The organism is Zoogloea sp., assembly GCF_044344315.1.
Classification (GTDB): Bacteria; Pseudomonadota; Gammaproteobacteria; order Burkholderiales; family Rhodocyclaceae; genus Zoogloea.
Genome location: NZ_JBIJDC010000018.1, coordinates 1 through 22,538 on the forward strand (window position 1 = coordinate 1; position 22,538 = coordinate 22,538).

The 22,538-nt window shown below is 64.3% G+C and carries 21 protein-coding genes; 17 read left to right on the plus strand and 4 right to left on the minus strand.

The genetic code is table 11. The features are described from left to right. The first annotated feature begins 135 nt into the window (after positions 1-135). The 5 genes from ACIQ09_RS05860 to ACIQ09_RS05880 all read left to right on the plus strand — a co-directional run bounded on the left by ACIQ09_RS05860 (position 136) and on the right by ACIQ09_RS05880 (position 5,130). On the plus strand, positions 136-519 hold the full coding sequence (locus tag ACIQ09_RS05860; RefSeq protein ID WP_398307158.1) for a DNA-binding response regulator: 384 nt from the start codon (positions 136-138) through the stop codon (positions 517-519). 2 nt (positions 520-521) lie between these two features. After that, complete coding sequence (locus ACIQ09_RS05865; RefSeq protein WP_398307160.1) at positions 522-2,462, plus strand: ATP-binding protein; 1,941 nt, start codon at positions 522-524, stop codon at positions 2,460-2,462. 182 nt (positions 2,463-2,644) lie between these two features. Beyond that, positions 2,645-3,178, plus strand: coding sequence for a hypothetical protein (locus ACIQ09_RS05870; protein ID WP_398307162.1), 534 nt, complete (start codon positions 2,645-2,647; stop codon positions 3,176-3,178). Positions 3,179-3,382: 204 nt separating this feature from the next. Beyond that, positions 3,383-4,030, plus strand: coding sequence for a DUF4433 domain-containing protein (locus tag ACIQ09_RS05875; RefSeq protein ID WP_398307163.1), 648 nt, complete (start codon positions 3,383-3,385; stop codon positions 4,028-4,030). Next, positions 4,027-5,130 (plus strand): macro domain-containing protein, encoded by a 1,104-nt coding sequence (locus tag ACIQ09_RS05880; protein ID WP_398307165.1) that lies wholly within the window; start codon positions 4,027-4,029, stop codon positions 5,128-5,130. The genes ACIQ09_RS05875 and ACIQ09_RS05880 overlap by 4 nt, the downstream gene beginning before the upstream one ends. A 270-nt stretch (positions 5,131-5,400) precedes the next feature. Here ACIQ09_RS05880 and ACIQ09_RS05885 read toward each other — a convergent pair whose 3' ends face one another. Next, positions 5,401-6,651: a nucleoside recognition domain-containing protein gene (locus tag ACIQ09_RS05885; protein WP_398307167.1), complete on the minus strand. Its 1,251-nt coding sequence runs from the start codon at positions 6,649-6,651 to the stop codon at positions 5,401-5,403. Between the two features lie 83 nt (positions 6,652-6,734). Further along, on the minus strand, positions 6,735-7,406 hold the full coding sequence (locus tag ACIQ09_RS05890; RefSeq protein ID WP_398307169.1) for a L,D-transpeptidase: 672 nt from the start codon (positions 7,404-7,406) through the stop codon (positions 6,735-6,737). Positions 7,407-7,682: 276 nt separating this feature from the next. Between ACIQ09_RS05890 and kdpF the strand changes: the two genes are divergently transcribed. The 10 genes from kdpF to kdpE all read left to right on the plus strand — a co-directional run bounded on the left by kdpF (position 7,683) and on the right by kdpE (position 19,424). After that, positions 7,683-7,775 carry a K(+)-transporting ATPase subunit F gene (kdpF, locus tag ACIQ09_RS05895; protein ID WP_398307171.1) on the plus strand — a complete coding sequence of 31 codons (93 nt, stop codon included), beginning with the start codon at positions 7,683-7,685 and terminating at the stop codon, positions 7,773-7,775. Beyond that, positions 7,772-9,568 carry a potassium-transporting ATPase subunit KdpA gene (gene kdpA, locus ACIQ09_RS05900; protein WP_398307173.1) on the plus strand — a complete coding sequence of 599 codons (1,797 nt, stop codon included), beginning with the start codon at positions 7,772-7,774 and terminating at the stop codon, positions 9,566-9,568. Before kdpF ends, kdpA begins: the two co-directional genes overlap by 4 nt. 10 nt (positions 9,569-9,578) lie before the next feature. Further along, complete coding sequence (gene kdpB / locus ACIQ09_RS05905) at positions 9,579-11,657, plus strand: potassium-transporting ATPase subunit KdpB (RefSeq protein WP_398307175.1); 2,079 nt, start codon at positions 9,579-9,581, stop codon at positions 11,655-11,657. A gap of 16 nt (positions 11,658-11,673) precedes the next feature. Then, entirely contained in the window at positions 11,674-12,249 is a 576-nt protein-coding gene (gene kdpC / locus ACIQ09_RS05910) for a potassium-transporting ATPase subunit KdpC (protein ID WP_398307177.1), read from the plus strand. Between the two features lie 20 nt (positions 12,250-12,269). Further along, entirely contained in the window at positions 12,270-13,139 is an 870-nt protein-coding gene (locus ACIQ09_RS05915) for a TorF family putative porin (RefSeq protein WP_398307179.1), read from the plus strand. 21 nt (positions 13,140-13,160) lie between these two features. Next, positions 13,161-13,625, plus strand: a complete 465-nt coding sequence (locus tag ACIQ09_RS05920) for a PTS sugar transporter subunit IIA (protein WP_398307181.1) — start codon at positions 13,161-13,163, stop codon at positions 13,623-13,625. Positions 13,626-13,772: 147 nt separating this feature from the next. After that, the gene (locus tag ACIQ09_RS05925; protein ID WP_398307183.1) at positions 13,773-14,075 is read left to right on the plus strand and encodes a hypothetical protein; all 303 of its coding nucleotides are present in this window, start codon (positions 13,773-13,775) and stop codon (positions 14,073-14,075) included. 275 nt (positions 14,076-14,350) lie between these two features. Next, complete coding sequence (locus tag ACIQ09_RS05930) at positions 14,351-15,985, plus strand: CorA family divalent cation transporter (RefSeq protein ID WP_398307185.1); 1,635 nt, start codon at positions 14,351-14,353, stop codon at positions 15,983-15,985. 2 nt (positions 15,986-15,987) lie between these two features. Continuing rightward, a complete protein-coding gene (gene kdpD / locus ACIQ09_RS05935; RefSeq protein ID WP_398307188.1) occupies positions 15,988-18,705 on the plus strand; it encodes a two-component system sensor histidine kinase KdpD in 2,718 nt (905 codons plus the stop codon). Between the two features lie 20 nt (positions 18,706-18,725). Beyond that, positions 18,726-19,424 (plus strand): two-component system response regulator KdpE, encoded by a 699-nt coding sequence (gene kdpE / locus ACIQ09_RS05940; RefSeq protein ID WP_398307190.1) that lies wholly within the window; start codon positions 18,726-18,728, stop codon positions 19,422-19,424. Positions 19,425-19,457: 33 nt separating this feature from the next. On the opposite strand, the gene ACIQ09_RS05945 is transcribed toward kdpE, so the two are convergent. Further along, positions 19,458-20,033 (minus strand): hypothetical protein, encoded by a 576-nt coding sequence (locus ACIQ09_RS05945; RefSeq protein WP_398307192.1) that lies wholly within the window; start codon positions 20,031-20,033, stop codon positions 19,458-19,460. A gap of 124 nt (positions 20,034-20,157) precedes the next feature. Beyond that, positions 20,158-20,946 (minus strand): exodeoxyribonuclease III, encoded by a 789-nt coding sequence (locus ACIQ09_RS05950; protein ID WP_398307194.1) that lies wholly within the window; start codon positions 20,944-20,946, stop codon positions 20,158-20,160. Positions 20,947-20,981: 35 nt separating this feature from the next. Here ACIQ09_RS05950 and pyrE point away from each other — a divergent pair, with 35 nt between their 5' ends. Together pyrE and ACIQ09_RS05960 are read left to right on the plus strand one after the other, a co-directional pair. Further along, positions 20,982-21,632, plus strand: coding sequence for an orotate phosphoribosyltransferase (pyrE, locus tag ACIQ09_RS05955; RefSeq protein WP_398307257.1), 651 nt, complete (start codon positions 20,982-20,984; stop codon positions 21,630-21,632). Between the two features lie 4 nt (positions 21,633-21,636). Next, a complete protein-coding gene (locus tag ACIQ09_RS05960; RefSeq protein WP_398307196.1) occupies positions 21,637-22,260 on the plus strand; it encodes a hypothetical protein in 624 nt (207 codons plus the stop codon). Positions 22,261-22,538: the final 278 nt, after the last annotated feature.

Below are 22,538 nucleotides of genomic sequence, written 5' to 3' on the forward strand. Positions count from 1 at the left end.
TGGCGCCTATGTGCCGATCCGTGGGTGGCTCCATTACGCCGATCACGGAGTGGCTCCAATGTGCCGGTCACAAGGTGGCTCCATTGTGCCGATCATCAACTGGCTCCAATGTGCCGGTCGGTGACAGCCCATGTGATGTCGGCCATCGCTGCGGGGGCAACGGGTTATCTGCTCAAGGATGCGGGGGCGCGGGAGCTGGCCGAGCAGGTCCGGAGCCTGCGTGCAGGGGGGAGCCCGATCAGCCCGGTGATCGCCCGGCGGCTGCTCAAGATTCTCTCCCGACCCAGCGAGCCGGCCTGCAACCAGGTGGATGCGGGCGGCGTGGCGCTGACATCACAGGAATCCCGCGTGCTCACCCTGGCCGCCAAGGGCTACACCTATGACGAGGTGGCAGAGCTGATGGGGGTGTCGCGCCACACGGTGATGACCTACGTGAAACGGATCTACCGCAAGCTGCAGGTCCATTCCAAAACCGAAGCCGTTTATGAGGCCCGCCGCATGGGGCTGCTGGAGGACTGAGCGTGCCACCACGCGAGCCTCGCTTTCGTTCCTGGTGCCTGCCCTGGATCGCGACCACCCTTGGTGCCGTGGTGGTGTTCCTGCTGCTGGTGCTCATGTATCCGCGGGCATTGGTGACGCCAGACCTCAGCCCGCCCCCCGTCGAGCTCTGGACCGAGAAGCTGGGCGGGATACCCTGGGGCCAAGGCAGCTTTGCCACCCTGGCTCGGCGTGAGCCTGATCTGGAGGCTGCCCCCTGGGCACCAGCCAGGCTGCCCCATGCGAGCGGCCTACCCGTTGTAAGTGTGGTGCCGGAGGGCAGCCCGGTGGCGATGGCGTGGTATCGGACCCGGTATGTGGTGCCAGCGGAGCATCGGGGGGATAAGCCCATCTCGATTTACGTGGGTCGTATCTGGGGTGGGGCGTACTCGGTCTGGCTAAACGGCAAGCTGGTTTCGGCCAACCTGGACGACTGGCGAATGCAGTGGAATTTCCCTTTGTACGTGCAGCTCCCTCTTCAAGCCGCCAAGGGAGGGGAGAGCCTGGAAATCGTCATAGCGGTGCCGTACCGGGAGGTGGAGGGCTACGGCGTAGGCACCCTGTTTGTGGGGCCGGATAGCCAGTTGAAGCCCATCTACGAACGACGCAACCTGATCCAGGTCGTTCTGCCCCAGGCGGGTCTGGTTGTGGTGCTGGTGATCGGCCTCCTGTCCCTGCACGTCTGGTTCACACGCCGGTCGGAGACCTCTTACCTGGTGTTTGCGGTGTCGGCACTGGCATGGTTCATTTTCGACATCCAGTATGTGTACGACATTTCGGCCGACACCACGGCGGCCAAGTGGCTGGCCACGGCGGTGGACTCGGCCCTGGGCTGGGCGTTTGCTGGCTTGTACATCTTTGTGTTGCGCATTGAAGAGCGCAGGGAGGTGATGGCAGAGCGGCTGCTGATCGGCTATGCCGCCTTTGTCAGCTTGATCACCATGCCCGTCTGGAACTGGCAGGTGAATGCCTTCTTGCTCCAGCACTACTGCGACGTGGCAATCCTGGTCGGGGTCGCCTGCCGGATCACCTACTTTGGGGTCCTGAGCGGCCGAACCGAGACGCGCGCCCTTGCGATCGCCTCATGGGGGCTGATCGTGATCGGCATCCATGATCTGATCTACGTGGCCGGGCAGCGGGATCCCGACGGGGTCAATCTGGCCACCTACGGCGCGTTCATCGTCTTTCTTGCCCACCTGTTTGCCATGCAGCGACGCTACGTGCATGCGCTGACATCCTTCGAGCAGCTCAACCAGTCACTCACGCAGCGCCTCGACGCCCGGGAGGCGGAACTCAAGGAAAACTATCGACGCCTGGGCGAAGTGGAGCAGCAGCGAGCGCTATTCCTCGAGCGGGAGCGGCTGATGCAGGACATGCATGACGGGATTGGTGCAAAGCTCCTGACCTCGCTCTCGATGGCCGAGCGTGGCCAGTTTCCGGCGGAAGGGCTTACTTTCGTCCTCAAGGAGTGCATCGATGACCTGCGGCTGGTCATCGACTCCCTCGAACCCATCGACCGGGATATCTCAACTCTGCTCGCAACGCTCAGACAGCGGCTGGGGCCACGGCTGGAAGCAGCAGGCATCCACGTCCGCTGGAGCATGGGTGAGCTCCCGGAGCTTCCCTGGCTCGACCCACCCATGGCCCTGCACGTGCTGCGGATTGTTCAGGAGACCCTGGCCAACGTACTCAAGCACGCACGCGCCAACGAGGTAGCCATCTCGGCCCAGACGGATGAAGGGAGCCGATCCGTGATTGTCCGCGTCGCCGATAACGGCATTGGCTTTACCCCACGGCCAGACAGACTCGGGCGGGGCTTGAAGAACATGAAGCACCGGGCCCGGCAACTGGGCGGCAGTGTGTCCATCACCCGGGATGGACACCAGGGCACACGGATGGAGCTGCGGCTGCCCGTTGAGCGGTAGACCCGAAGCGGAATCGGGCCTTGTATGCGGCAGCTCCTCAAATGGCCGGACAGCTTGTCATGCCTGATGTTGCCACGCGCCAGCGGCGGGACGGAGTGGCAGTAGAATTGTGCCGCCAGCCGGACGATCTGGCTCGCAGCTCACCCCTTACAGTTCAAGCAAGCGCGTCACGCCCCACGTCCATGGACGCCCTCCAAGAAGTCATCGAAATCATCCTCCTGCTGATCAGCGTGATCAGCGCGGTGGCGGCGTATTTCCGTTTTCGGGGGCGCAGCTTCGGGGTGTCGGACATGCTGATCTTCGTGCCTCTGGCGGTGGTGGCGGATGTCGTCTGTTACCAGCTATTCCAGGCGATGGCCGGGCCCCACGGTGAGTCGACTGCCTATGGGGCGCTGGGGGCGATGCTGGGCTTGTTCGGTCTGGCGCCGGTTGCGGCGGGGCTCAACATGGTGGCGGCGGCGGCGACACTGCTCTGCATGCTGCGGCACGCTGCGGTGCGTTACGGGGCCCTGGCCCTTGTGCTTGTGGCGTGGGCCGCGCATCTGTTCCTGGGGCATCGCGACGAGATGTTGGCGCCCGGCGGGGCACTCAACGGCGACCGGGTGGCCGGGGAGAACTGGGCGCTGGAGTCCGGCGCGGCGAGCCGGGCGGAGTGTGATCGGCAGTCCGATGCGCAGGCGTTTCGCGAGGGGTGCTATGCGAAGCTGGGGCGGTGATGGTGACACCGCGTGGCTGAGTGGCGCGATGCGGCTACGGTGGCGATCAAGGCTTGGGGGGTGCTTACTGCCTGCGCCCGGAAGCAGCAGGCCAGCCCTTCAAGTTATACTCCGCGCGATCTGGATGGGGTGAATACATCAGAAGCCTGATCGAAGATCAGTCCTTGATCAGGAGGTTGGCGATAACGACAGGATGTTCATCTGATGCTCTACACCAAGCTCAATCCGGAAAAGGCGCTGATCTGGCGTATCGTCCATCGTGACAACCTGCCCTGGATTCTCGACAACGGCCTGTACTGCGGCAACAGCGTGGTGAAGGCTCAGGATTGGATCAGCATCGGTAATCCGGAATTGATCGACAAACGCGCCAGGCATCCGGTGCCGCTACCTCCGGGGGGCTGGCTGAACGACTATGTGCCGTTCTACTTCACCCCTTTCTCGCCGATGCTGCGCAACATCCACACCGCGTGGGGTGGGATTCAGAAACGGTCGAACGAGGAGATCGTGATCCTTGTTTCCAGCTTGCCTCATATCGCCGCACTTGGCTTGCCGTTTTTGTTCACCGACAGCCACGCCTACTACCAGTGGGCACGCTTCTATTCAGCGCTGGCAGATCTCGACAAGATCGACTGGCCGCTGTTGCAGCATCGGGACTTCAAGCGCGACCCGGAAGATCTGGCCAAGTTCGAGCGCTATCAGGCCGAGGCGCTGATTCACCAGCATGTGCCGGTGCAAGGCCTTCTGGGCCTGGTGTGCTACACCGAAGCAGTGAAACATGGAATTGAAAGGGAGATTGCAGCCCGCCATCTGACACTACCGGTTCATGCACGTACAGAGTGGTATTTCTCATGATCACATTCACACAAGGCAATCTGCTCGAGGCCCGTGCCGAAGCGCTGGTCAATACTGTCAACACCGTCGGGGTGATGGGCAAGGGCATTGCGCTGATGTTCAAGGAACGCTTTGCCGACAACTTCCGCCTGTATGCCGCCGCCTGCAAGGCAAAGGAAGTGCAGACCGGGAGGATGTTCGTCACGTCGGTGCATGAGCTCGATGGGCCGCGATGGATCGTCAACTTTCCCACCAAGCAGCACTGGCGCGCGCCTTCGCGCATGGAGTGGGTGGTCGAGGGTTTGCAGAGCTTGCGGCGATTTCTGATTGAGCATCAGGTCGCGTCGGTTGCTATCCCGCCGTTGGGTGCGGGTAATGGCGGCCTCGAATGGACCAACGTGCGCAAGGAGATCGAGCGGGCGCTGGGCGATCTGAACACCGATATCCTGGTGTTCGAACCAAGCACCCAGTATCAAAACGTGGCCAAGCATGCCGGCGTGGAGGCGCTGACCCCTGCGCGCGCGCTGATCGCGGAACTGGTGCGCCGTTACTGGGTGCTGGGCATGGAGTGCAGCCTGCTGGAGATCCAGAAGCTGGCGTGGTTTCTTGAGCGCGCCATCGAGCACTTCAATCCTGGCGACAACCCGCTGGACTTGCAGTTCGTGGCCCACAAGTACGGGCCCTATGCAAACCGCCTGGATCACCTGTTGAACAATCTCGATGGCAGCTACCTGCATTGCGACAAGCGCATCAGCGACGCCGACCCGATGGACGTGATCTGGTTCGATGATGCGCGCAAGGCCTTCGTACAGGCTTATCTGAAGAGTGAGGGCAAGGCATACGCGGAGGCCCTTGAGTTCACCACCGCGCTGATAGACGGCTTTGAGTCACCCTTCGGTATGGAACTGTTGGCCACCGTCGATTGGCTATTGGCCCGCGAAGGCGTACCCCCCACGGTGCCCGCCCTGCGCGAGGGCTTACACCGCTGGCGCGGTGGCCCCAATGCAGCCGAGCGCAAGAACCGCTTGTTTGACGACCGGGCGCTGGGCATTGCCTTGGCGCGTTTAGGCACGCTCGCCGCACATTCACCAACCACACCACCGAAAGTCCCATCCCCCTGAGCAGGCCAATCCCCGGGGTGTCACGCAGACGACGGGCGCTTTCCTGGCTCTTGAGCATCAGGCTGATCCCCCCTTCCATCGCTTGGACGTGCCCTTCGATGTCCGCAAGGGCGAGCAGTTGATCGTCCACCAGCCGCACCATGACCGCCGGCACGGCGTCGTTGATCTCGGGCGCGTTGCTGGCCAGTTGCCGCAGGCCTGAGTGCCGACCTTGGGGCAGGGTCACGCCAAATTCGTAGAGCAGCCCGCGCAGGGCTGTCCGACGCCCTCTCAGCCCCGGTAATAGAACAAGTAACCCACCCCTATCGCCCCCACCAGCCCCACCGCGTCGGCGATCAGGCCGCAGGCTACGGCGTAGCGCGTTTTGGTGATGTTGACGCTGCCGAAGTACACCGCCAGCACGTAGAAGGTGGTTTCGGTGGAGCCCTGGATGATGGCGGCGAGGCGGCCCTGGAAGGAGTCGACGCCGTAGGTGCTCATCACGTCCACCATCAGGCCGCGGGCGCCGCTGCCACTGAGGGTCTTCATCAGCCCTACGGGCAGGGCCGGGACGAAGTCGGCGTTCATGCCCAGGGCCACGACAAGGCTGCCGATGCCACCCACCAGGTAGTCCATGCAGCCGCTGCTGCGGAAGAGGGAGATGGCGGCGAGCATGGCGATCAGGTAGGGGATGATCTGCACGGCAACACCGAAGCCTTCCTTGGCGCCGTCCACGAAGCTCTCGTACACATCCACGCCGCGCCAGGCGGCGACGCCGACAAAGAGGGCGATCAGCGAGACGATGATGCCGCTGCCGACCAGGCCGATCATCTGCGCCATGTCGGCCGGCGGCAGCGGGGCGAGCCAGGCGTACAGCCCGCCCATGAGCAGGCCGAAGCCGCCCATAAAGCCTAGCACGGGGGCAGACAGCAGGTTGATGCGCTGCCAGGTGGCCACGGCGATGAGCCCGGCGCAGAAGGAGATGAAGGTGCTCAGCAGGGTGGGCAGAAAGATGTCGGCGGCGTTGAAGCCGGTGAGCCCCTGCTGGAGGGCCATGCTCTGGCGGATGGCGATGACCGAGGTGGGGATCAGGGTGATGCCCGCGGTGTTGAGCACCAGGAACATGATCATCGGGTTGCTGGCGGTGTCCTTGGTGGGGTTGATCTCCTGCAGTTCGCGCATGGCCTTGAGGCCCAGCGGGGTGGCGGCGTTGTCCAGCCCGAGCATGTTGGCGCTGACGTTCATGACGATGCTGCCGCTGGCGGGATGGCCGGGGGGAATGTCGGGGAAGACACGCCGGAAGAAGGGCGCCACCAGCCGCCCGAAGAGCTGGATCAGCCCGCCCCGCTCGCCGATCTTCATGATGCCCAGCCACAGGCTCATCACCCCGACCAGGCCGATGGCAATGTCGAAGCCGGTCTTGGCGGTGTCGAAGAGGCCGGTGAGCAGGCGCGAGAAGATCTGCAGGTCGCCCTGGAGAGTCTGGACAAGGGCGGCGGAGAAGCCGACGAGAACAAGAGCGACCCAGATCCGGTTGAGCACGATGAGGGTGGGTCAGCCGCCATGAGGGGCCCGACCGGGGAAGGATGGAAAGGCTGGAAGTCTATCGGCGCGGCCGGCGGGTGTCACCGCCGGGGCAGGCCCCACCCGGCCTGGTGGCGGGCGAACTCGGCCTCGGGCAACTGCACCAGCAGCGGCGCCCGGGCGCCGTCGAGCCACAGGGCGATGTCACGCATGGGCTCAAGGGCCATGGCGGTGCAGCCGGCGGTGGGCGTGACGGGCGATTCCCACACATGCAGGAAGATGCACGAGCCGGCCCCCGGCACTGGTGGCGTAACGTTATGGGCGACGACGGCGCCCAGCTCGTAGCGCCCGTCCTGGCGCAGCATGTCTTCACAGGAGGCCCAGTCGCGGGGCTGCGCCGACACATCGACGAGGCCGTTGTAGTGGGCCGAGGCCGGGTCGTCCACACACTTCAGATCCGGCCGGGCGCGGTGGTAGGGCAGGCGCGGCAACGTCGGCAGCGCGCTTGCGTCGGCGTAGCCAAACAGGGCGGTGATGGCGAACACGCCCGCCGGCGCCCGGCCATCGCCCTCGCATTTTTCAAGCCCGCCGGTGGGGGGATGCAGGCCGCGCCCCCAGGCCATGCCACTGCGCCCCAGGGCAACGGGTATTTCATCGCCAACGGGCTGCCAGGCGTCGAAGGCAGCCCGTTCAAAACGCTGCAAGTGCCCGGACGAGGCATCCCAGTCGGGCGAGAGGCACAGCAGCAGCTGGGTGGTGGCGGAGGGGATCATGGGGTGCGATGTCATAGCTGAAGCGCGGGCTGGTGCACCGGCGTGGTGCCCGGCTGCCGCCGTATTTTCTCGCGGCGGCGCCCATTTTTATAAGTCCTTTATCTGCCCTCCTCCCCTTTTTCGAATTTTTTGATGGCCCCTTCCCTAGCATGAAGGGGCCGATTAGTTCGATCCGAAAGGGGAATTCATGGATCTCGTTTATCTCGCCATCACCGCTGCTTTTCTGGCACTGGTGATCGGTCTCGCGCTTGGATGCGACCGTCTGGGAGACCAAAAATGAGCTGGCCTTATATCGTAGGCGCCATCTCGGCCGCCGCGCTGCTCGTCTATCTGCTGGTGGCGCTTCTCAAACCGGAGGACTTTTCATGACCTCCCATGCCTGGCTTCAATTGGGGATTTTCCTGGCCGTATTACTGTTGTCGGCCAAACCCCTGGGTCACTACATTGCCTACGTCATGGAGGGGCGCTTCCACCGTGGGCAACGGGTTGAGAACATCCTGTATCGCCTGGCCGGCGTGAAGGCCGACGAGGAGATGAGCGGCTTGCGCTATGCGCTGGCCCTTCTTCTGTTCAATGCCCTGGGTGTGGTGGCGGTCTACGCCCTGCAGCGTTTCCAGGCGGTGCTGCCCTTCAATCCGCAGCAGATGGGCGCCGTCACGCCGGATTCGGCGTTCAATACGGCCATCAGCTTCGTAACCAATACGAACTGGCAAGGCTACGCGGGCGAGTCGACCATGGGCTACCTGGTCCAGATGCTCGGCCTGACCGTGCAGAACTTCCTCTCCGCGGCAACGGGCATCGTCGTGGTGATTGCGCTGATCCGCGGCATCGCCCGTCACAGCGCCGCCACGCTCGGGAACGCCTGGGTGGATCTGACCCGGGCCACGCTCTACCTGCTGTTGCCGATCTCCTTTCTGATTGCCGTTTTGCTGGTCGGCCAGGGGGTGATCCAGAACTTCGACGCCTACCGTGACGTGACGACGGTGGAAGTCACCCGCTACGACGCGCCACGCCTCGACGCGGACGGGCAAGCCCTGAAGGACGACGCGGGCGCGCCCCTCACCACGGCCGCGGAAACCCGCACCCAGACCCTCGCCATGGGGCCGGTGGCGTCCCAGGAAGCCATCAAGATGCTCGGCACCAACGGTGGCGGCTTCTTCAATGCCAATTCGGCCCACCCCTTCGAAAACCCCACGCCGCTCACCAATTTCATCCAGATGCTGGCGATCTTCCTGATACCGGCCGCCCTGTGCGTGTCCTTCGGGCGGATGGTGGGCGATGAACGCCAGGGCTGGGCCGTGCTCACCGCCATGACCCTGATGTTCGTGTTCATGGCCTGGGCTGCAATGCACTTTGAGCAGCAGGGCAATCCGCTTGTGGCTGCGCTGGGCGTGGATCAGAGCGTCAGCACGCTGCAGTCGGGCGGCAACATGGAGGGCAAGGAGACCCGCTTCGGCATCGCCAGCTCGGCGCTCTTCGCGACGGTCACCACGGCGGCCTCCTGCGGCGCGGTCAATTCCATGCATGACTCATTCACGCCCCTCGGTGGCCTGGTGCCCCTGGCCAACATGCAGCTTGGCGAAGTGGTGTTTGGCGGCGTCGGCACGGGCCTCTACGGCATGCTGGTGTTTGCCATCCTGGCGGTCTTCATTGCCGGCCTGATGATCGGCCGCACCCCGGAATACCTGGGTAAGAAGATCGAGGTCTTCGAGATGAAGATGAGCGCCATCGCCATTCTCGTCACCCCGCTGCTGGTGCTGCTGGGCACGGCCATCGCGGTGATGAGCGAGGCAGGCCGTGCGGGCATCGCCAATCCGGGTGCCCATGGTTTCTCCGAGATCCTCTACGCCCTCACGTCGGCGGCCAACAACAACGGCAGTGCCTTTGCCGGGCTGTCGGCCAACACCCCTTTCTACAACGTACTACTGGGTATCGCCATGTGGTTCGGGCGATTTGGCGTGATCGTGCCGGTGCTCGCCATGGCGGGTTCCCTTGCCGCCAAGAAGCGGATTCCGGCGGGAGCCGGAACGATGCCAACCCACGGCCCGCTCTTTGTCACCCTGCTGATCGGCACGGTGCTGCTGGTGGGCTTGCTCAACTATGTGCCTGCACTGGCCCTGGGGCCGGTGATCGAGCACCTGATGCTGTGGATGGCGGCCTGAGGAGAATGACATGAACAACAAGACCTTTACTCTGTTTGATCCCGCCCTGGTCGTACCGGCGCTGCGCGAAGCCTTCCGCAAACTCAGCCCGGCAGTGCAGTGGCGCAACCCGGTGATGTTCGTGGTGTACGTGGGCAGCATCCTGACCACCCTGCTGGCCATCCAGGCGCTGGGGGGCGAAGGTGAAGCGCCGACCGGCTTTATTGTCGCCATCACCGTGTGGCTGTGGTTCACGGTGCTCTTTGCCAATTTTGCGGAAGCGCTGGCCGAGGGCCGCAGCAAGGCCCAGGCGGCGTCGCTGCGCGGGCTCAAGAAGGAGACCTGGGCCAAGAAACTGCAGGCTCCCCACTACGGTGCCCCATGGCAGCTGGTGCAGGGCGGCGATCTGCGCAAGGGCGACCTTGTCGTGGTCGAGGCCGGCGACATCGGTCAGTCGGTGATCCCCGCCGACGGCGAAGTCATAGAAGGCGTGGCCTCGGTGGACGAATCGGCCATCACCGGCGAATCCGCCCCGGTGATCCGGGAGTCGGGCGGCGACTTCTCGGCGGTGACCGGTGGCACCCGCGTGCTGTCGGACTGGATCGTCGTGCGTGTCACCGCCAACCCCGGCGAGACTTTCGTGGACCGCATGATCGCCATGGTGGAGAACGCCAAGCGCCAGAAGACACCCAACGAGATCGCCCTGACCATTCTGCTGGTGGCACTGACCATCGTTTTCCTGGGCGTCACCGTGACGCTGCTGCCTTTCTCCCTGTTCAGCGTGGACGTATCCGGTGCCGGCAAGCCGGTCGGCATCACGGTGCTGGTGGCCCTGCTGGTGTGCCTGATCCCCACCACCATCGCCGGCCTGCTGTCGGCGATCGGCGTGGCCGGCATGAGCCGCATGATGCAGGCCAACGTGATCGCCACTTCGGGCAGGGCCGTGGAGGCGGCGGGCGACGTGGATGTGCTGCTGATGGACAAGACCGGCACGATCACCCTCGGCAACCGCCAGGCCTCGGCCTTTCTGCCGGCGGACGGCGTCAGCGATGCGGAGCTGGCCGATGCGGCCCAGCTCGCCTCCCTCGCCGATGAAACACCCGAAGGGCGCAGCGTCGTTGTGCTCGCCAAGCAGAAGTACAAGCTGCGCGAGCGCGACATCCAGGCCCTGGATGCCCATTTCGTGCATTTCTCTGCCCAGACGCGCATGAGCGGAGTCGACCTGGGTGACAAGCAGATCCGCAAGGGTGCCGCAGACGCGATCCACCGCCATGTGGAGCGCCTCGGCGGGAGCTTCCCGGCCTCGGTCAGTGCCCGGGTCGACGAGGTGGCGCGCCGCGGCAGTACGCCGCTGGTGGTGTCCGAGGGGAAGCGTGTTCTCGGGGTGATCGAGCTCAAGGATATCGTCAAGGGCGGCATCAAGGAGCGCTTTGCCGAACTGCGCCGGATGGGCATCAAGACCGTGATGGTGACGGGCGACAACCGCGTCACGGCCGCCGCCATCGCCGCCGAAGCCGGGGTGGACGACTTTCTGTCGGAAGCCACACCGGAGGCCAAGCTGGCATTGATCCGCCAGTACCAGGCCGAAGGCCGCCTGGTGGCAATGACCGGCGACGGCACCAACGATGCCCCGGCGCTGGCCCAGGCCGATGTGGCGGTCGCCATGAACACCGGCACCCAGGCCGCCAAGGAGGCCGGCAACATGGTGGACCTGGACTCGAACCCCACCAAGCTCATCGAGGTAGTGGAGACCGGCAAGCAGATGCTGATGACGCGCGGCTCGCTGACCACCTTCAGCATTGCCAACGACATCGCCAAGTATTTCGCCATCATCCCGGCCGCCTTCGTCGGCACCTATCCCCAGCTTGCGGCCCTCAACGTGATGGGGCTCAGCAGCCCGGGGTCGGCGATCCTCTCGGCGGTGATCTTCAACGCGCTGATCATCGTGTTCCTGATCCCCCTGGCACTCAAGGGCGTGCCCTACCGCCCTGTCGGGGCCGCCACGCTGCTGCGTCGCAATCTGGCCATCTATGGCCTCGGCGGAATCCTGGTGCCCTTCGTCGGGATCAAGCTGATTGACCTCATCCTGGCCGCCACCGGCATGGCCTGAACCTGGAGACATGACCATGAAAACCCTCTTGCGTCCCGCCCTCAGCCTGTTCGTGCTGCTGAGCGCCATCACCGGTCTTGCCTATCCACTGGCCGTCACCGGCATTGCCGGGGCAGTTTTCCCGGAACAGGCCGCCGGCAGCCTGATCCTCCAGGATGGCAAGCCCGTCGGGTCGAGCCTGATCGGCCAGAACTTCAGCGACCCGAAGCACTTCTGGGGGCGCCCTTCCGCCACCGCCCCCCAGCCCTACAACGCAGCGGCGTCGTCCGGCTCCAATCAGGGCCCCCTCAACCCGGCCCTGGTGGACGCGGTGAAGGGCCGTGTCGAGGCGCTGCGCGCCGCCGACCCCGGCAATACGGCCCCGATACCCACGGACCTGGTGAGTGCATCCGCCAGTGGTCTCGACCCGCACATCAGCCCGGCCGCGGCCCTGTGGCAAACCGGGCGGGTGGCGAAAGCGCGTGGCCTGCCGGAAGCGCAGATCAAGGCCCTGGTCGATGCCCATACGGAGGGTCGCCAATGGGGGCTGCTCGGCGAAGCGCGGGTCAATGTACTGAAGCTCAATCTGGCGCTGGATGCGCTGAAGAACTGAATCGGGAGTCACGCAGAAACATGTCGAATACGATCCAACGCTTTGCCGTGCTGGCCCTGGCGGCCACCGCCTTCCATTCACCCGCCCACGCGCAGCAGGACGCGGAAGGGGCCCCCTCCCCGTCCTCGCTGACGGCCAATGCGGGGCTCTTCAGCAGCTACCGCTTCCGCGGGCTTGATCAGACCTTTGGCAAGCCGGCCGTGCAGGGTGGATTCGATTACACCCACGCATCCGGGCTGTACGCCGGCAACTGGAACTCCAATGTGAGCAGCGGCGCGGGCTATCCGGAGGGCAGCCTGGAGATGGACTTCTATGCCGGCTACAAGACCCTCGTAGGCGATGTCGGCCTGGATATGGGTGCGCTGTATTACCACTACCCCGGGACGCGCCTGGAGAACGCCTTTGCTGGCGTCAATCGGCGCCACCCGGGCCAGACAGCCGGCGGTGGCGTCAATAACGGCGAGCTCTATCTCGCGGGGACATGGCGGTTCCTGACCCTGAAGTACTCGCACGCCGTCACGGACTATTTCTCGATGCCGGGCACCCGGGGAAGCGGCTACGTGGATCTCTCGGCCGCCCACGACCTGGGCAATGGTTATGTGCTCGGCGCACATGTCGGGCACCTGCTGCTGCGCGACTTCTCCTATCGCAATGCCGACGGATCGACCTACGACGGCCGTTACTCGGATTGGCGCGTCGGCGTCACCAAGGACATATCCGGCTGGATGGTGGGCGCCAGCTACGTGGGCAGCGACGCTCAGGGACGCTGTGCCAATGGCGAGTTCTATTGTTTCAGCAGCAGCCTGCGCAGTGATGGAAGCGGGAGCGGTTCGCGCAGCCGCGATGCGGGCCGGGCGGTGATCGTCCTCTCGATCAGTCGAAGCTTCTGAGCGGGCCTGGAGGAAATGAACATGATCTCGATTGCCGACATCCTGCTTCCGGAGGACATTCTGCTTGATCTGGACGTCAGCAGCGCCGCCGCGCTTTTCGATGAGGTGGGCCAGACGATGCAGCGCTGGCATGGGCTGCCCCGTGTGGTGGTTGCCGAGGCACTGGCGCAACGGGAGGCCTTTGGTTCCACGGCGCTCGGCCTGGGGGTGGCGATTCCCCACGGTCGAATCAAGGGGCTGAACCAGACCCACGCAGCTTACGTGAGGCCCCGACGTCCCATGCCCTTCCAGTCGCCCGATGGCAAGCCCGTGTCGGACTTCATCGTGCTCCTTCTTCCCGAGCGTGCCACGGACACACACCTGGGGATTCTCGCCAGTGTATCCAGCCTCTTCACCGACCCGCGCTTTCGCGATGCGCTGCACGCCTGCGATGACCCCTACGCCATCCAGGCGCTGTTCCGGTCCTGGTTGGTGGCCGCAGCGTGAGTCTCGTTCGCGTGCGGCGTCCCGATGGGCTGTTGCTTGAAGTACTGAGCTGCGAAAGCCGGTGCACCCAGGTTCTACCAGACGGAATTGCGGGAGTGGTCGCCAGGAGTGCGCTATGTCTGTCACCCGATGAAAGAGGAGATGAACGTGAGTCCTGCTGATCTGTGCATTGGAATCGTTGCATGCAAGAACACCTGCGAGGTGGCCACCCTTGATGCTTCGGGCACACCCGAGCACGTCGGCTTTCCGGTGTCTCAGTTGGGACGCGCGGCCTTGCGGGTCTTCCTGGCCGGCCAGAGCCGCCCCTTGCGCCTCGCGGTTTCCGGCGATGCTGCGATGGGTCTGGCCTTCGCCGTGGGCCCCGCCGAGAGGTGCAATATCTATATCGTGGCCCGTGGCGTGGCGGACCATCCGGTCGCCCTGGCGCGTTATGCCTCGCGGGCCGTGTAACGCATGCCCATCCATGCGTGCCCCGTATGTGGTGCCCGGCATGAGGTCTCGGTGGTGCTCCACCTTCTTGCCTGCGGGTGCGCGCTGACATGCTCACCAAAATGCAAGGTGGCACTGGCGGCGCTCGCCCGCCAGCGCACACTTGCCGCAATGGCTGAATCCGCAGCCCTCCGCCGCAGGAAAAGAGCCACGGGGGAAGACTAGCGCATGATGTCCGGGCACGATGCCGTGCAACGGAATTTCGCGCATCCCGCGCCCTAGAGAAGAGGAGACGCATGCTTTCACAACCAGACCAGGTCGTTCGCCATTTCCGGGATGTGCTGGTATGGCCGGTTCAGATCCGGCCTGGCTTCTCGGGTGAAAACGTCGCCCGCATTCATCACCTGATGACCGCCGACGGCCAGTGGGCACCGATTGACGATGAGTTCACCACCGATCCGGCGGACTTTCAGGAGCGCCACTACAAGGAGTTCGTGGCCTTTCTGCCCTACGTGCAGCGCTTTCTTTATGGCGACAGCCGTTCAGGCTGTTTTGACGGGCAAGCGCACCAGGCGGCACCGATGGCCGTATTCCGGCGCACCGACGTGGCCGGCCTGAACGTTACCCCTCAAGCCGGCGATACGCCGATCCACCTGCGCGTGGCGCACGTGGATCTGTATCTGTTCCTCGACATGGATGTGGCCCTTCTCAATGTGGAGGTGGCTGCCGACGATCTGCCCCTCGCCACCGCGCTGGAACTGCTCTACCGCTTCGGGCGGGCCTACCCGACGGGCTGGGATACCGGCGGACAGGGCGTGCACAACGTGTATCGCTCCGAGTTGCTGGACCGGCAGGGGCGGGTGCTCGCCACCTCTGACTCCGAAAACCGGGAGCGTTATCTGCATTTCGTGTGCAGAAACCGGGCGCCCTGTGTCGGTGCCCTGTGGGCCTGGCTACTGCGGCCGCTGGTACTCGATCAGGAGGAGGAGATCAGCGAACTGCGTTTCCGGCTGATCGAGTACTACCGGATGCCCATGATGGCCTACCTGGCCATCGATGACCCCCGCCACCTGAGCCGGGAGGACTTCATCCGCATCGGCTTCGCCGCCAACCTGCCGTCCCGCGATCCCGTGCCGCTGCGCGATCCGGCGGTAGTCCGCTTCGAACGACTGCACTGCGAGGATCGCTACTGGACCGAGTCGGATGGCGGGCCCAACACCCGCTTCATCTGCACGGGTAACGCGCTGATGCTGGTGGGCGAAGCCGGATCGGACTACTTCCGTGATGCGGATCACGGCTTTCTGGCCCGCTTCCGGCACCAGTACTTCCTCGTTTTCCTGATCGCCCACTTCCATCGCGCCGCCCTCCTCTCCTTTTCCGACGGGCTGGCCAGTGCGGTCAATGATCTTGATATTCGCGACAGCGAGTCGGTACGCCGCTTCAAGCGGCGCATCCGTCAGTCCTTCGAGACCTTCCTGCGCTTCACCCATCGTTACTGGTTTCACGAGGTTTCCGAGCAGGGTCTGGTGCAGGCACTCTTTCAGCGCACCACGCGCCTGCTGCGCAATGACGAGCTGTTTTCCGACGTGAAGGAGCAGGTCCGCGAGATGAGCGCCTACCTGGATAGCGACAGCCAGCGGCGCCAGTCGGCTACCGTGCTGCGACTCACCGTGGTGACCATCTTCGGCCTGATTGCCACGGTGGTGACCGGCTATTTCGGGATGAACCTGTTCAGCTTCCCGGAGGTGCCGGAGTCACGCAAGCTCCTGCAGTTCAGCCTGGTGACGGGCGCCACCCTGGGCCTTGTGCTGTTTGCTGTTGCCCGCTCCAAGCGACTCTCGGATTTCCTGGAAGCCATGTCCGACGAGCGTCTCGATCTCCGGGCCAAGTGGACCTCCCTGGCCCGTGTGTTCAGGAAACCGGAGGAATAGGAATGGCCCTCGGTGAAACCCCCGGCAAGGGCCGTCCCGACCCCGACGAACTGCTCGCGCGGGTGCAGCAGGATGAGGCGCGCGCCGGCCGCGGGCGTTTGAAGATCTTCTTCGGCGCCTCCGCCGGCGTCGGCAAAACATGCGCCATGCTCGCGGCGGCGCGCCAGCAACTCATCCAGGGCGTTGATGTGGTCATCGGCGTGGTCGAAACCCATGGGCGCATGGAAACCGAGGCGATGGCCGACGGTATCGAGCGCCTTGCGATGGTCGAGGTGCCCTACCGGGGGCGCATGCTGGCCGAGTTCGATCTGGATCGGGCCCTGGTGCGCAAACCGGCCCTCATCCTGATGGACGAGTTGGCCCATTCCAATGTCGCGGGCTCACGCCACCCCAAACGCTGGCACGACGTAGACGAGCTGCTTGCGGCCGGCATCGACGTGTATTCCACCGTCAATGTCCAGCACCTGGAGAGCCTCAACGACGTGGTCAGCGGCATCACCGGTATTCGCGTCTGGGAGACCGTGCCGGACAAGGTCTTCGATGATGCCGACGAGGTCGTTCTGGTGGACCTGCCGCCGGATGAGCTGCTGGAGCGCCTTCGGGACGGCAAGGTCTATCTGCCCAATCAGGCGGAACGGGCGATCCGCAACTTCTTCCGCAAGGGCAACCTGCTGGCGCTGCGCGAACTGGCCCTGCGCCGTACTGCCGACCGGGTGGATGATGATGTGCAGCAGTACCGGCGCGATCGGCTGGTGTCTCCTGTCTGGCAGACCCAGGACTCACTGCTGGCCTGCATCGGCCCCGGCGCAGGGAGCGAGAAGATCGTGCGTACCGCTGCGCGCATTGCCGGGCGCCTCGAAGCGCCCTGGCACGCGATCCATGTGGAGACTCCGGATCGCCAGCGCCTGTCGGCCGGCAGCCGGGACCGCATCCTGAAGACACTCAAGCTGGCCGAGGAGCTTGGCGCGACCACCGCGACCGTCGCCGGCACGAAGGTCGAAGAAGAGGCGGTGCACTACGCCCGCACCCATAACCTCTCCCGGATCATGGTCGGGCGGGACGAGCCCTCGCCCTGGCGTGCCTGGACGCGCTCGGTGGCCGACCGGATCGGACAGCTCGCTCCGGATCTGGATGTCATCCAGGTGGCGCGCGCAGAGGGGCATGCTCCCGCCACTGAAGACCTTTCACAACGGCACGCAGGCCAGCTCGCGGCCGACTGGCGCGCCTACGCCTTGACCGTCGTGGTCTGTGGCCTGGCCGGGCTGCTTGCCACCCCGCTGCATCCGCTGTTTGATCTGGCCAACATTGTCATGGTCTTCCTGCTCGGGGTCGTGTTCGTGGCGGTGCGCTTCGGCCGAGGCCCTGCCGTGATGGCATCCTTTTTATGCGTGGCCATCTTCGACTTCTTCTTCGTACCGCCACGGATGTCCTTCGCGGTCAGCGACGTTCAGTACCTGATGACCTTCGCCGTGATGCTGGTCGTGGGCCTGGTGGTGGGTCAGCTTACCGCCGGGTACAAATATCAGGCCTATGTCGCAGGTAGCCGGGAGAGCCGTGTCCGGGCGCTCTACGAAATGTCGCGAGACCTGTCCGCAGCCTTGCTGCCGGAGCAGATTGCCGAGATTGGCGAGCGCTTTCTGGTGGCAGAGATGGGCGCCCGCTCGGCCTTCCTGCTCACCGACGAGGCCGACCACCTGCAAGCCCCCATCTTTGCCTCTGCGGGGCTGCCCGAGATCGATCCCGGCATTGCCCAGTGGGCCTTCGACCACGCCGAGCCCGCCGGCCAGGGGACAGATACACTGCCCGCCAGCCCTGTCCTTTACCTGCCCCTCAAGGCGCCCATGCGCCTGCGTGGCGTGCTGGCCCTTGAGATGCGCAATCCGGCACGTCTTCTCATTCCCGAGCAGCGACGTCTGCTGGAGACCTTCGCGTCGCTGATCGCCATTGCCCTGGAACGGGTGCATTACGTCGTCGTGGCCCAGGAGAGCACCGTCCAGATGGAGTCGGAGCGCCTGCGCAACTCGCTGCTTTCCGCCATTTCCCATGATCTGCGCACACCCCTGAGCGTGATGATCGGGCTGGCGGACTCCATGTTCCTGACCCAACCGCCGCCCACCGACGCACAGGCCGCCATCTCCCGGAAGCTGCGGGAACAGGCTTTACGGATCAACGCCCAGGTGGACAACCTGCTCGACATGGCGCGCCTGCAAGCGGGCCGGATTCAACTGAACCGTCAATGGCAGCCCATCGAGGAAGTGGTCGGCAGTGCGCTCAAGAGCCTGCGGCCCGTTCTTGGCGCCCATCAGGTCAGGGTGGAGCTCGACGAGGACCTGCCCCTGATCGAAGTGGATTCGGTTCTGATGCAGCGGGTGTTCTGCAATCTGCTTGAAAATGCGCTGAAATACACGCCGTCGGGCAGCCATATCTGGATCCGGGCCATCACGACGGATAGCACGATGGAGGTACGCCTCGAGGACGACGGCCCGGGCCTGCCACCGGGTCGCGAGGAAGCGATATTCAAGAAATTCGAGCGGGGGATGCCGGAGGGCAGTACGCCTGGAGTCGGTCTGGGGCTGGCGATCTGTCGTGCCATCGTTGAAGCGCATGGCGGAGCCATCCATGCACGACAACGCCCCGGTGGCGGAGCCTGCTTCATCTTCACCCTGCCCCTGGGCTCCCCGCCGACACTTGAGACCGACGAAGCCGACACGGCACCATGAAGGTCTGGGAGGAAACATCCATGTCTCACTCAATGCCGACGGTCATTGTCGTCGAGGACGAAGCCAACCTGCGCCGCTTCGTGCGCCTGGCGCTGGAAGCCGAAGGCTGCGAGGTCTTCGAAGCGGACTCGGTCAAGCGTGGCCTCATCGAGACGGGAACGCGGAAACCCGACCTCCTGGTGCTTGATCTCGGGCTGCCGGATGGTGACGGAATCGACCTGATCCGGGAGCTGCGCACCTGGTCGGAGATTCCGATCATTGTCCTGTCCGCGCGCACCGCCGAAGCCGAGAAGGTTGCCGCGCTCGATGCGGGTGCCGACGACTACCTCACCAAACCGTTCGGATCAGCGGAGCTGCTGGCACGCATACGGGCCCATCTGCGGCGACGCCAGCGCGCGGGCGCCGACGGGCCCAGCCTGCTGACATTCGGCTCGATCCAGGTTGACCTGGGCCGGCGGCTGGTCGAGAAAAACGGGCAATCACTCCACCTGACCCCGATCGAGTTTCGTCTGCTGGCCTACCTGGTGGCCAATCCCGATTGCGTTCTGACGCATCGACAACTGCTCAAGGCCGTATGGGGACCTTCCCATGCAGAGGACAGTCACTATGTTCGCGTCTACATGGGACACCTGCGCAAGAAGCTCGAAGCCGACCCGGCCAACCCGGACCATATCGTGACCGAACCCGGTATCGGCTACCGGTTTGTTGCCGAGCCCTGATACGCGCGCCCCGGCCATCAAGGGAGGGGCACATCAGAGCTTCTGCACGAACTCCACGATGTAGGCATCACTGGCATGGCGGCCGGTGCTGGCCTCCCAGTTGCGCACAAAGCGGAACTCGATTTCCGACGCCTTGCCGAGATCGAAACTGGGGCCGACGCGGAACTTGTTGAAGTCATGGCCCGGCGTGCCGTCCACCGCGCGCACGGCACGAAAGCCCATCATCATTTCCAGGTCATTGAAGGCGTACTTGAGGCTGGGTTCAAGGTAAGCGTAGGTGTAGCTCTCGTTGCCGTTGAGGGCGCGGCCGAGCAGGCCACGCAGGACGAGGCGGGTACGCTCGTTCAAAGCGAAGTCCTTGCGCAGGCGGATACCCAGCTTGCCTGCCCGGTCGGTGACACGGCCGGCCTCCCGCTCCTGTTCGGTTTCGATGAGCAACTCGGTCATGGTCAGCCAACCCGAGCGCCATTTGATGCCGGGGATCAGGGTAAGGGCGTCCGCACGCTCCCGGCCGTCCGCGGCTTTTTCGTACTCGTATTCGATGCCCAGCCGAAGCTGGCCGTCGAGAGACGACGGGCTGTCGGCCAGCACCGGACCCATGCCCAGCATGATCGTCCCTGCCGCACCAGCCATGCACCTGAGAGCTCTGCGGGTAAGGCTCTTTCCGGTGGGCATCCGGCTGGCTGGGCATGGGGAACAGGCGCGACAACGTGCCGCACGGCGGCGGCGCAGATCAGGCGTCAAAGGGATGCTCGTAGTCGACGGTGAGGGGGGCGTGATCGCTGAAGCGTTCGTCCTTGTACACCGAGGCGCTGCGGGCCAGCGCACCGATACCGGGGGTGGCGAGCTGGTAGTCCAGACGCCAGCCCACGTTTTTGGCCCAGGCCTGGCCGCGGTTCGACCACCACGTGTAGCAGGCATCGGTGGCGTCGGGATGCAGGCTGCGGTAGGTATCCACCCAGCCCTGCTCGGCCAGCAGGCGGCCGAACCAGGCACGCTCTTCGGGCAGGAAACCGGAGTTCTTCTGGTTGGAGCGCCAGTTCTTGAGGTCGATGGCCTGGTGGGCGATGTTCCAGTCGCCGCACACGATCACCTCGCGTCCGCTGGCGCGCAGGGCAGCCATATGGGGCAGGAACAGATCCATGAAACGGAACTTTGCCGCCTGGCGTTCCTCCGAGCTTGAGCCGGACGGCAGATAAAGGGACACGACGGAGAGGGCACCGAAGTCGAGCTGGAGGTAGCGGCCCTCGGCATCGAACTCCTCGTTGCCCAGGCCTTCGATGACACAATCGGGGGCCCGGCGGGTGTAGATTGCAACCCCGCTGTAACCCTTCTTCACCGCGCAGTGGAAGTATCCGGTATATATGCCGGTTTCGCGCATCTCCGGCGAAAGGTCGGCAACCTGGGCCTTCAGCTCCTGGACGCACACCACGTCGGCGTCCTGTTTATGGAGCCAGTTGAGGAAACCCTTCACGTTTGCCGAGCGGATGCCGTTGAGGTTGGCGGAAACGACGCGTAACATTTTTAGAGACATGGTCTGATTTTTTAGCTGGGAGCATCGTGGATTTTAGCCGTGATTTCATCGCACTCTCGTGCGACAAGGGCGTTTTGAGGTTCGGGGAGTTTGTGACCAAGGCCGGTCGCCTTTCCCCCTACTTCTTCAATGCAGGCCTTTTCAATGACGGAGCCTCCTTCGGCAGGCTCTGTGATTTCTATGCCCGCACCCTGCTTTCCGCCAGCCTCCCTTGCGACATGCTCTTCGGGCCGGCCTACAAGGGCATCCCCCTGGTGGCTGGCACGGCCATGCGCCTGGCCGAGCACGGCCACAACCTGCCCTTCTGCTTCAACCGCAAGGAAGCCAAGGATCACGGCGAGGGTGGCACCCTGGTCGGTGCGCCGCTGCAGGGCCGCGTGGCCATTCTGGATGATGTGATTTCCGCCGGTACGTCGGTACGTGAATCGGTCGAGATCATCCGTGCCCACGGTGCCACGCCGTCGGCCGTGGTCATTGCCCTCGACCGCATGGAGCGCGGCACCGGCAGCCTGTCTGCCGTTCAGGAAGTGCGTGAGGCCTACGGCATTCCCGTACTGGCGGTAGCCAGCCTCAAGGATCTGATCGGCTATCTGGCCGACAGCCCGGCCCTGAATGCCAACCTCGATGCCGTCCAGCGCTACCGGGATACCTACGGTGTGAGCGGAGACGCATAAACCCATGCGGCGCCTGGTCCTTGTCTCAATGCTGGTGGCTCTGCCCCCCACCCACGCCCAGACGGTGCCGAGGGGCACTGTCTATTGCTGCACGGACAACGGACACCAGGTGTGTGGCGACGTGTTGCCGCCCCAATGCTTCGGCAAGAGCTACAGGGAAATGAGCCCCCAGGGTACGGTGCGACGCACCGTCGAGGCGCCCTTGAGCCCCGAGCAACTCGCCAAACGCGAAGCCGAGGAGCGCGCCCGCAGGGCCGAGGTAGCCCGCCAGCGAGCGGAGATGCGGCGTAATCAGTCGCTGCTCGAAACCTATTCCAGCGTGGCTGACATCGACACCCGCCGCGATAGGGCTGTCGAGTCCGTCGAGTTGGAACTGAGGCAGGCAGAGGCACGCCAGGCCCAGCTCATGAAGAAGCGTTCAGGTCTTCTGCGCGAGGCAGAGTTCTTCCAGAAGCGCCCCATGCCCCCCAACCTGGCGGCCGCCCTGCGTGAGTCCGACAGCGAGCTGGCGGCCCAGAGCTCGATCATCGAAGCCAAGCGGCGGGACATCGAAGCCATCCGCAGCCGTTACGAGCAGGATCGCAGCCGCTACATCGCCCTCACCGAACCCCGCCCCTTCCCGCGCTGAAGTCGGGTGCGGCAACCGCCACCAGGCGGTATCGGAAATATTCGTCGGGCGACGTTTCCTTTACCGGCAGCAATACCCCCAAGACCAACAGGGACAAGAATCTCCGCGACACATTCCGGATGCCCGCGCTCCTTCCTGGCATTGCTTTTTGACGTTTGGATAAATCCCGACGAATCCACTGTGAAAACAAGCGTGTCGGCAGGGCTTACAAAGGCCGGGGGGGCGATAGGGTTTAGGGGCCCCCAATTTGAGCGTGATAAACTTTGGCCCATGCCGAG

Coding starts and splice junctions, on each gene's coding strand:
- ACIQ09_RS05860 (WP_398307158.1), top strand. CDS start 136: ATGTCGGCCATCGCTGCGGGGGCAACGGGTTATCTGCTCAAGGATGCG.
- ACIQ09_RS05870 (WP_398307162.1), top strand. CDS start 2,645: ATGGACGCCCTCCAAGAAGTCATCGAAATCATCCTCCTGCTGATCAGC.
- ACIQ09_RS05875 (WP_398307163.1), top strand. CDS start 3,383: ATGCTCTACACCAAGCTCAATCCGGAAAAGGCGCTGATCTGGCGTATC.
- ACIQ09_RS05880 (WP_398307165.1), top strand. CDS start 4,027: ATGATCACATTCACACAAGGCAATCTGCTCGAGGCCCGTGCCGAAGCG.
- ACIQ09_RS05890 (WP_398307169.1), bottom strand. CDS start 7,406: ATGATCCCCTCCGCCACCACCCAGCTGCTGCTGTGCCTCTCGCCCGAC.
- kdpF (WP_398307171.1), top strand. CDS start 7,683: ATGAGCTGGCCTTATATCGTAGGCGCCATCTCGGCCGCCGCGCTGCTC.
- kdpA (WP_398307173.1), top strand. CDS start 7,772: ATGACCTCCCATGCCTGGCTTCAATTGGGGATTTTCCTGGCCGTATTA.
- kdpB (WP_398307175.1), top strand. CDS start 9,579: ATGAACAACAAGACCTTTACTCTGTTTGATCCCGCCCTGGTCGTACCG.
- kdpC (WP_398307177.1), top strand. CDS start 11,674: ATGAAAACCCTCTTGCGTCCCGCCCTCAGCCTGTTCGTGCTGCTGAGC.
- ACIQ09_RS05915 (WP_398307179.1), top strand. CDS start 12,270: ATGTCGAATACGATCCAACGCTTTGCCGTGCTGGCCCTGGCGGCCACC.
- ACIQ09_RS05920 (WP_398307181.1), top strand. CDS start 13,161: ATGATCTCGATTGCCGACATCCTGCTTCCGGAGGACATTCTGCTTGAT.
- ACIQ09_RS05930 (WP_398307185.1), top strand. CDS start 14,351: ATGCTTTCACAACCAGACCAGGTCGTTCGCCATTTCCGGGATGTGCTG.
- kdpD (WP_398307188.1), top strand. CDS start 15,988: ATGGCCCTCGGTGAAACCCCCGGCAAGGGCCGTCCCGACCCCGACGAA.
- kdpE (WP_398307190.1), top strand. CDS start 18,726: ATGTCTCACTCAATGCCGACGGTCATTGTCGTCGAGGACGAAGCCAAC.
- ACIQ09_RS05945 (WP_398307192.1), bottom strand. CDS start 20,033: ATGCTGGGCATGGGTCCGGTGCTGGCCGACAGCCCGTCGTCTCTCGAC.
- ACIQ09_RS05950 (WP_398307194.1), bottom strand. CDS start 20,946: ATGTTACGCGTCGTTTCCGCCAACCTCAACGGCATCCGCTCGGCAAAC.
- ACIQ09_RS05960 (WP_398307196.1), top strand. CDS start 21,637: ATGCGGCGCCTGGTCCTTGTCTCAATGCTGGTGGCTCTGCCCCCCACC.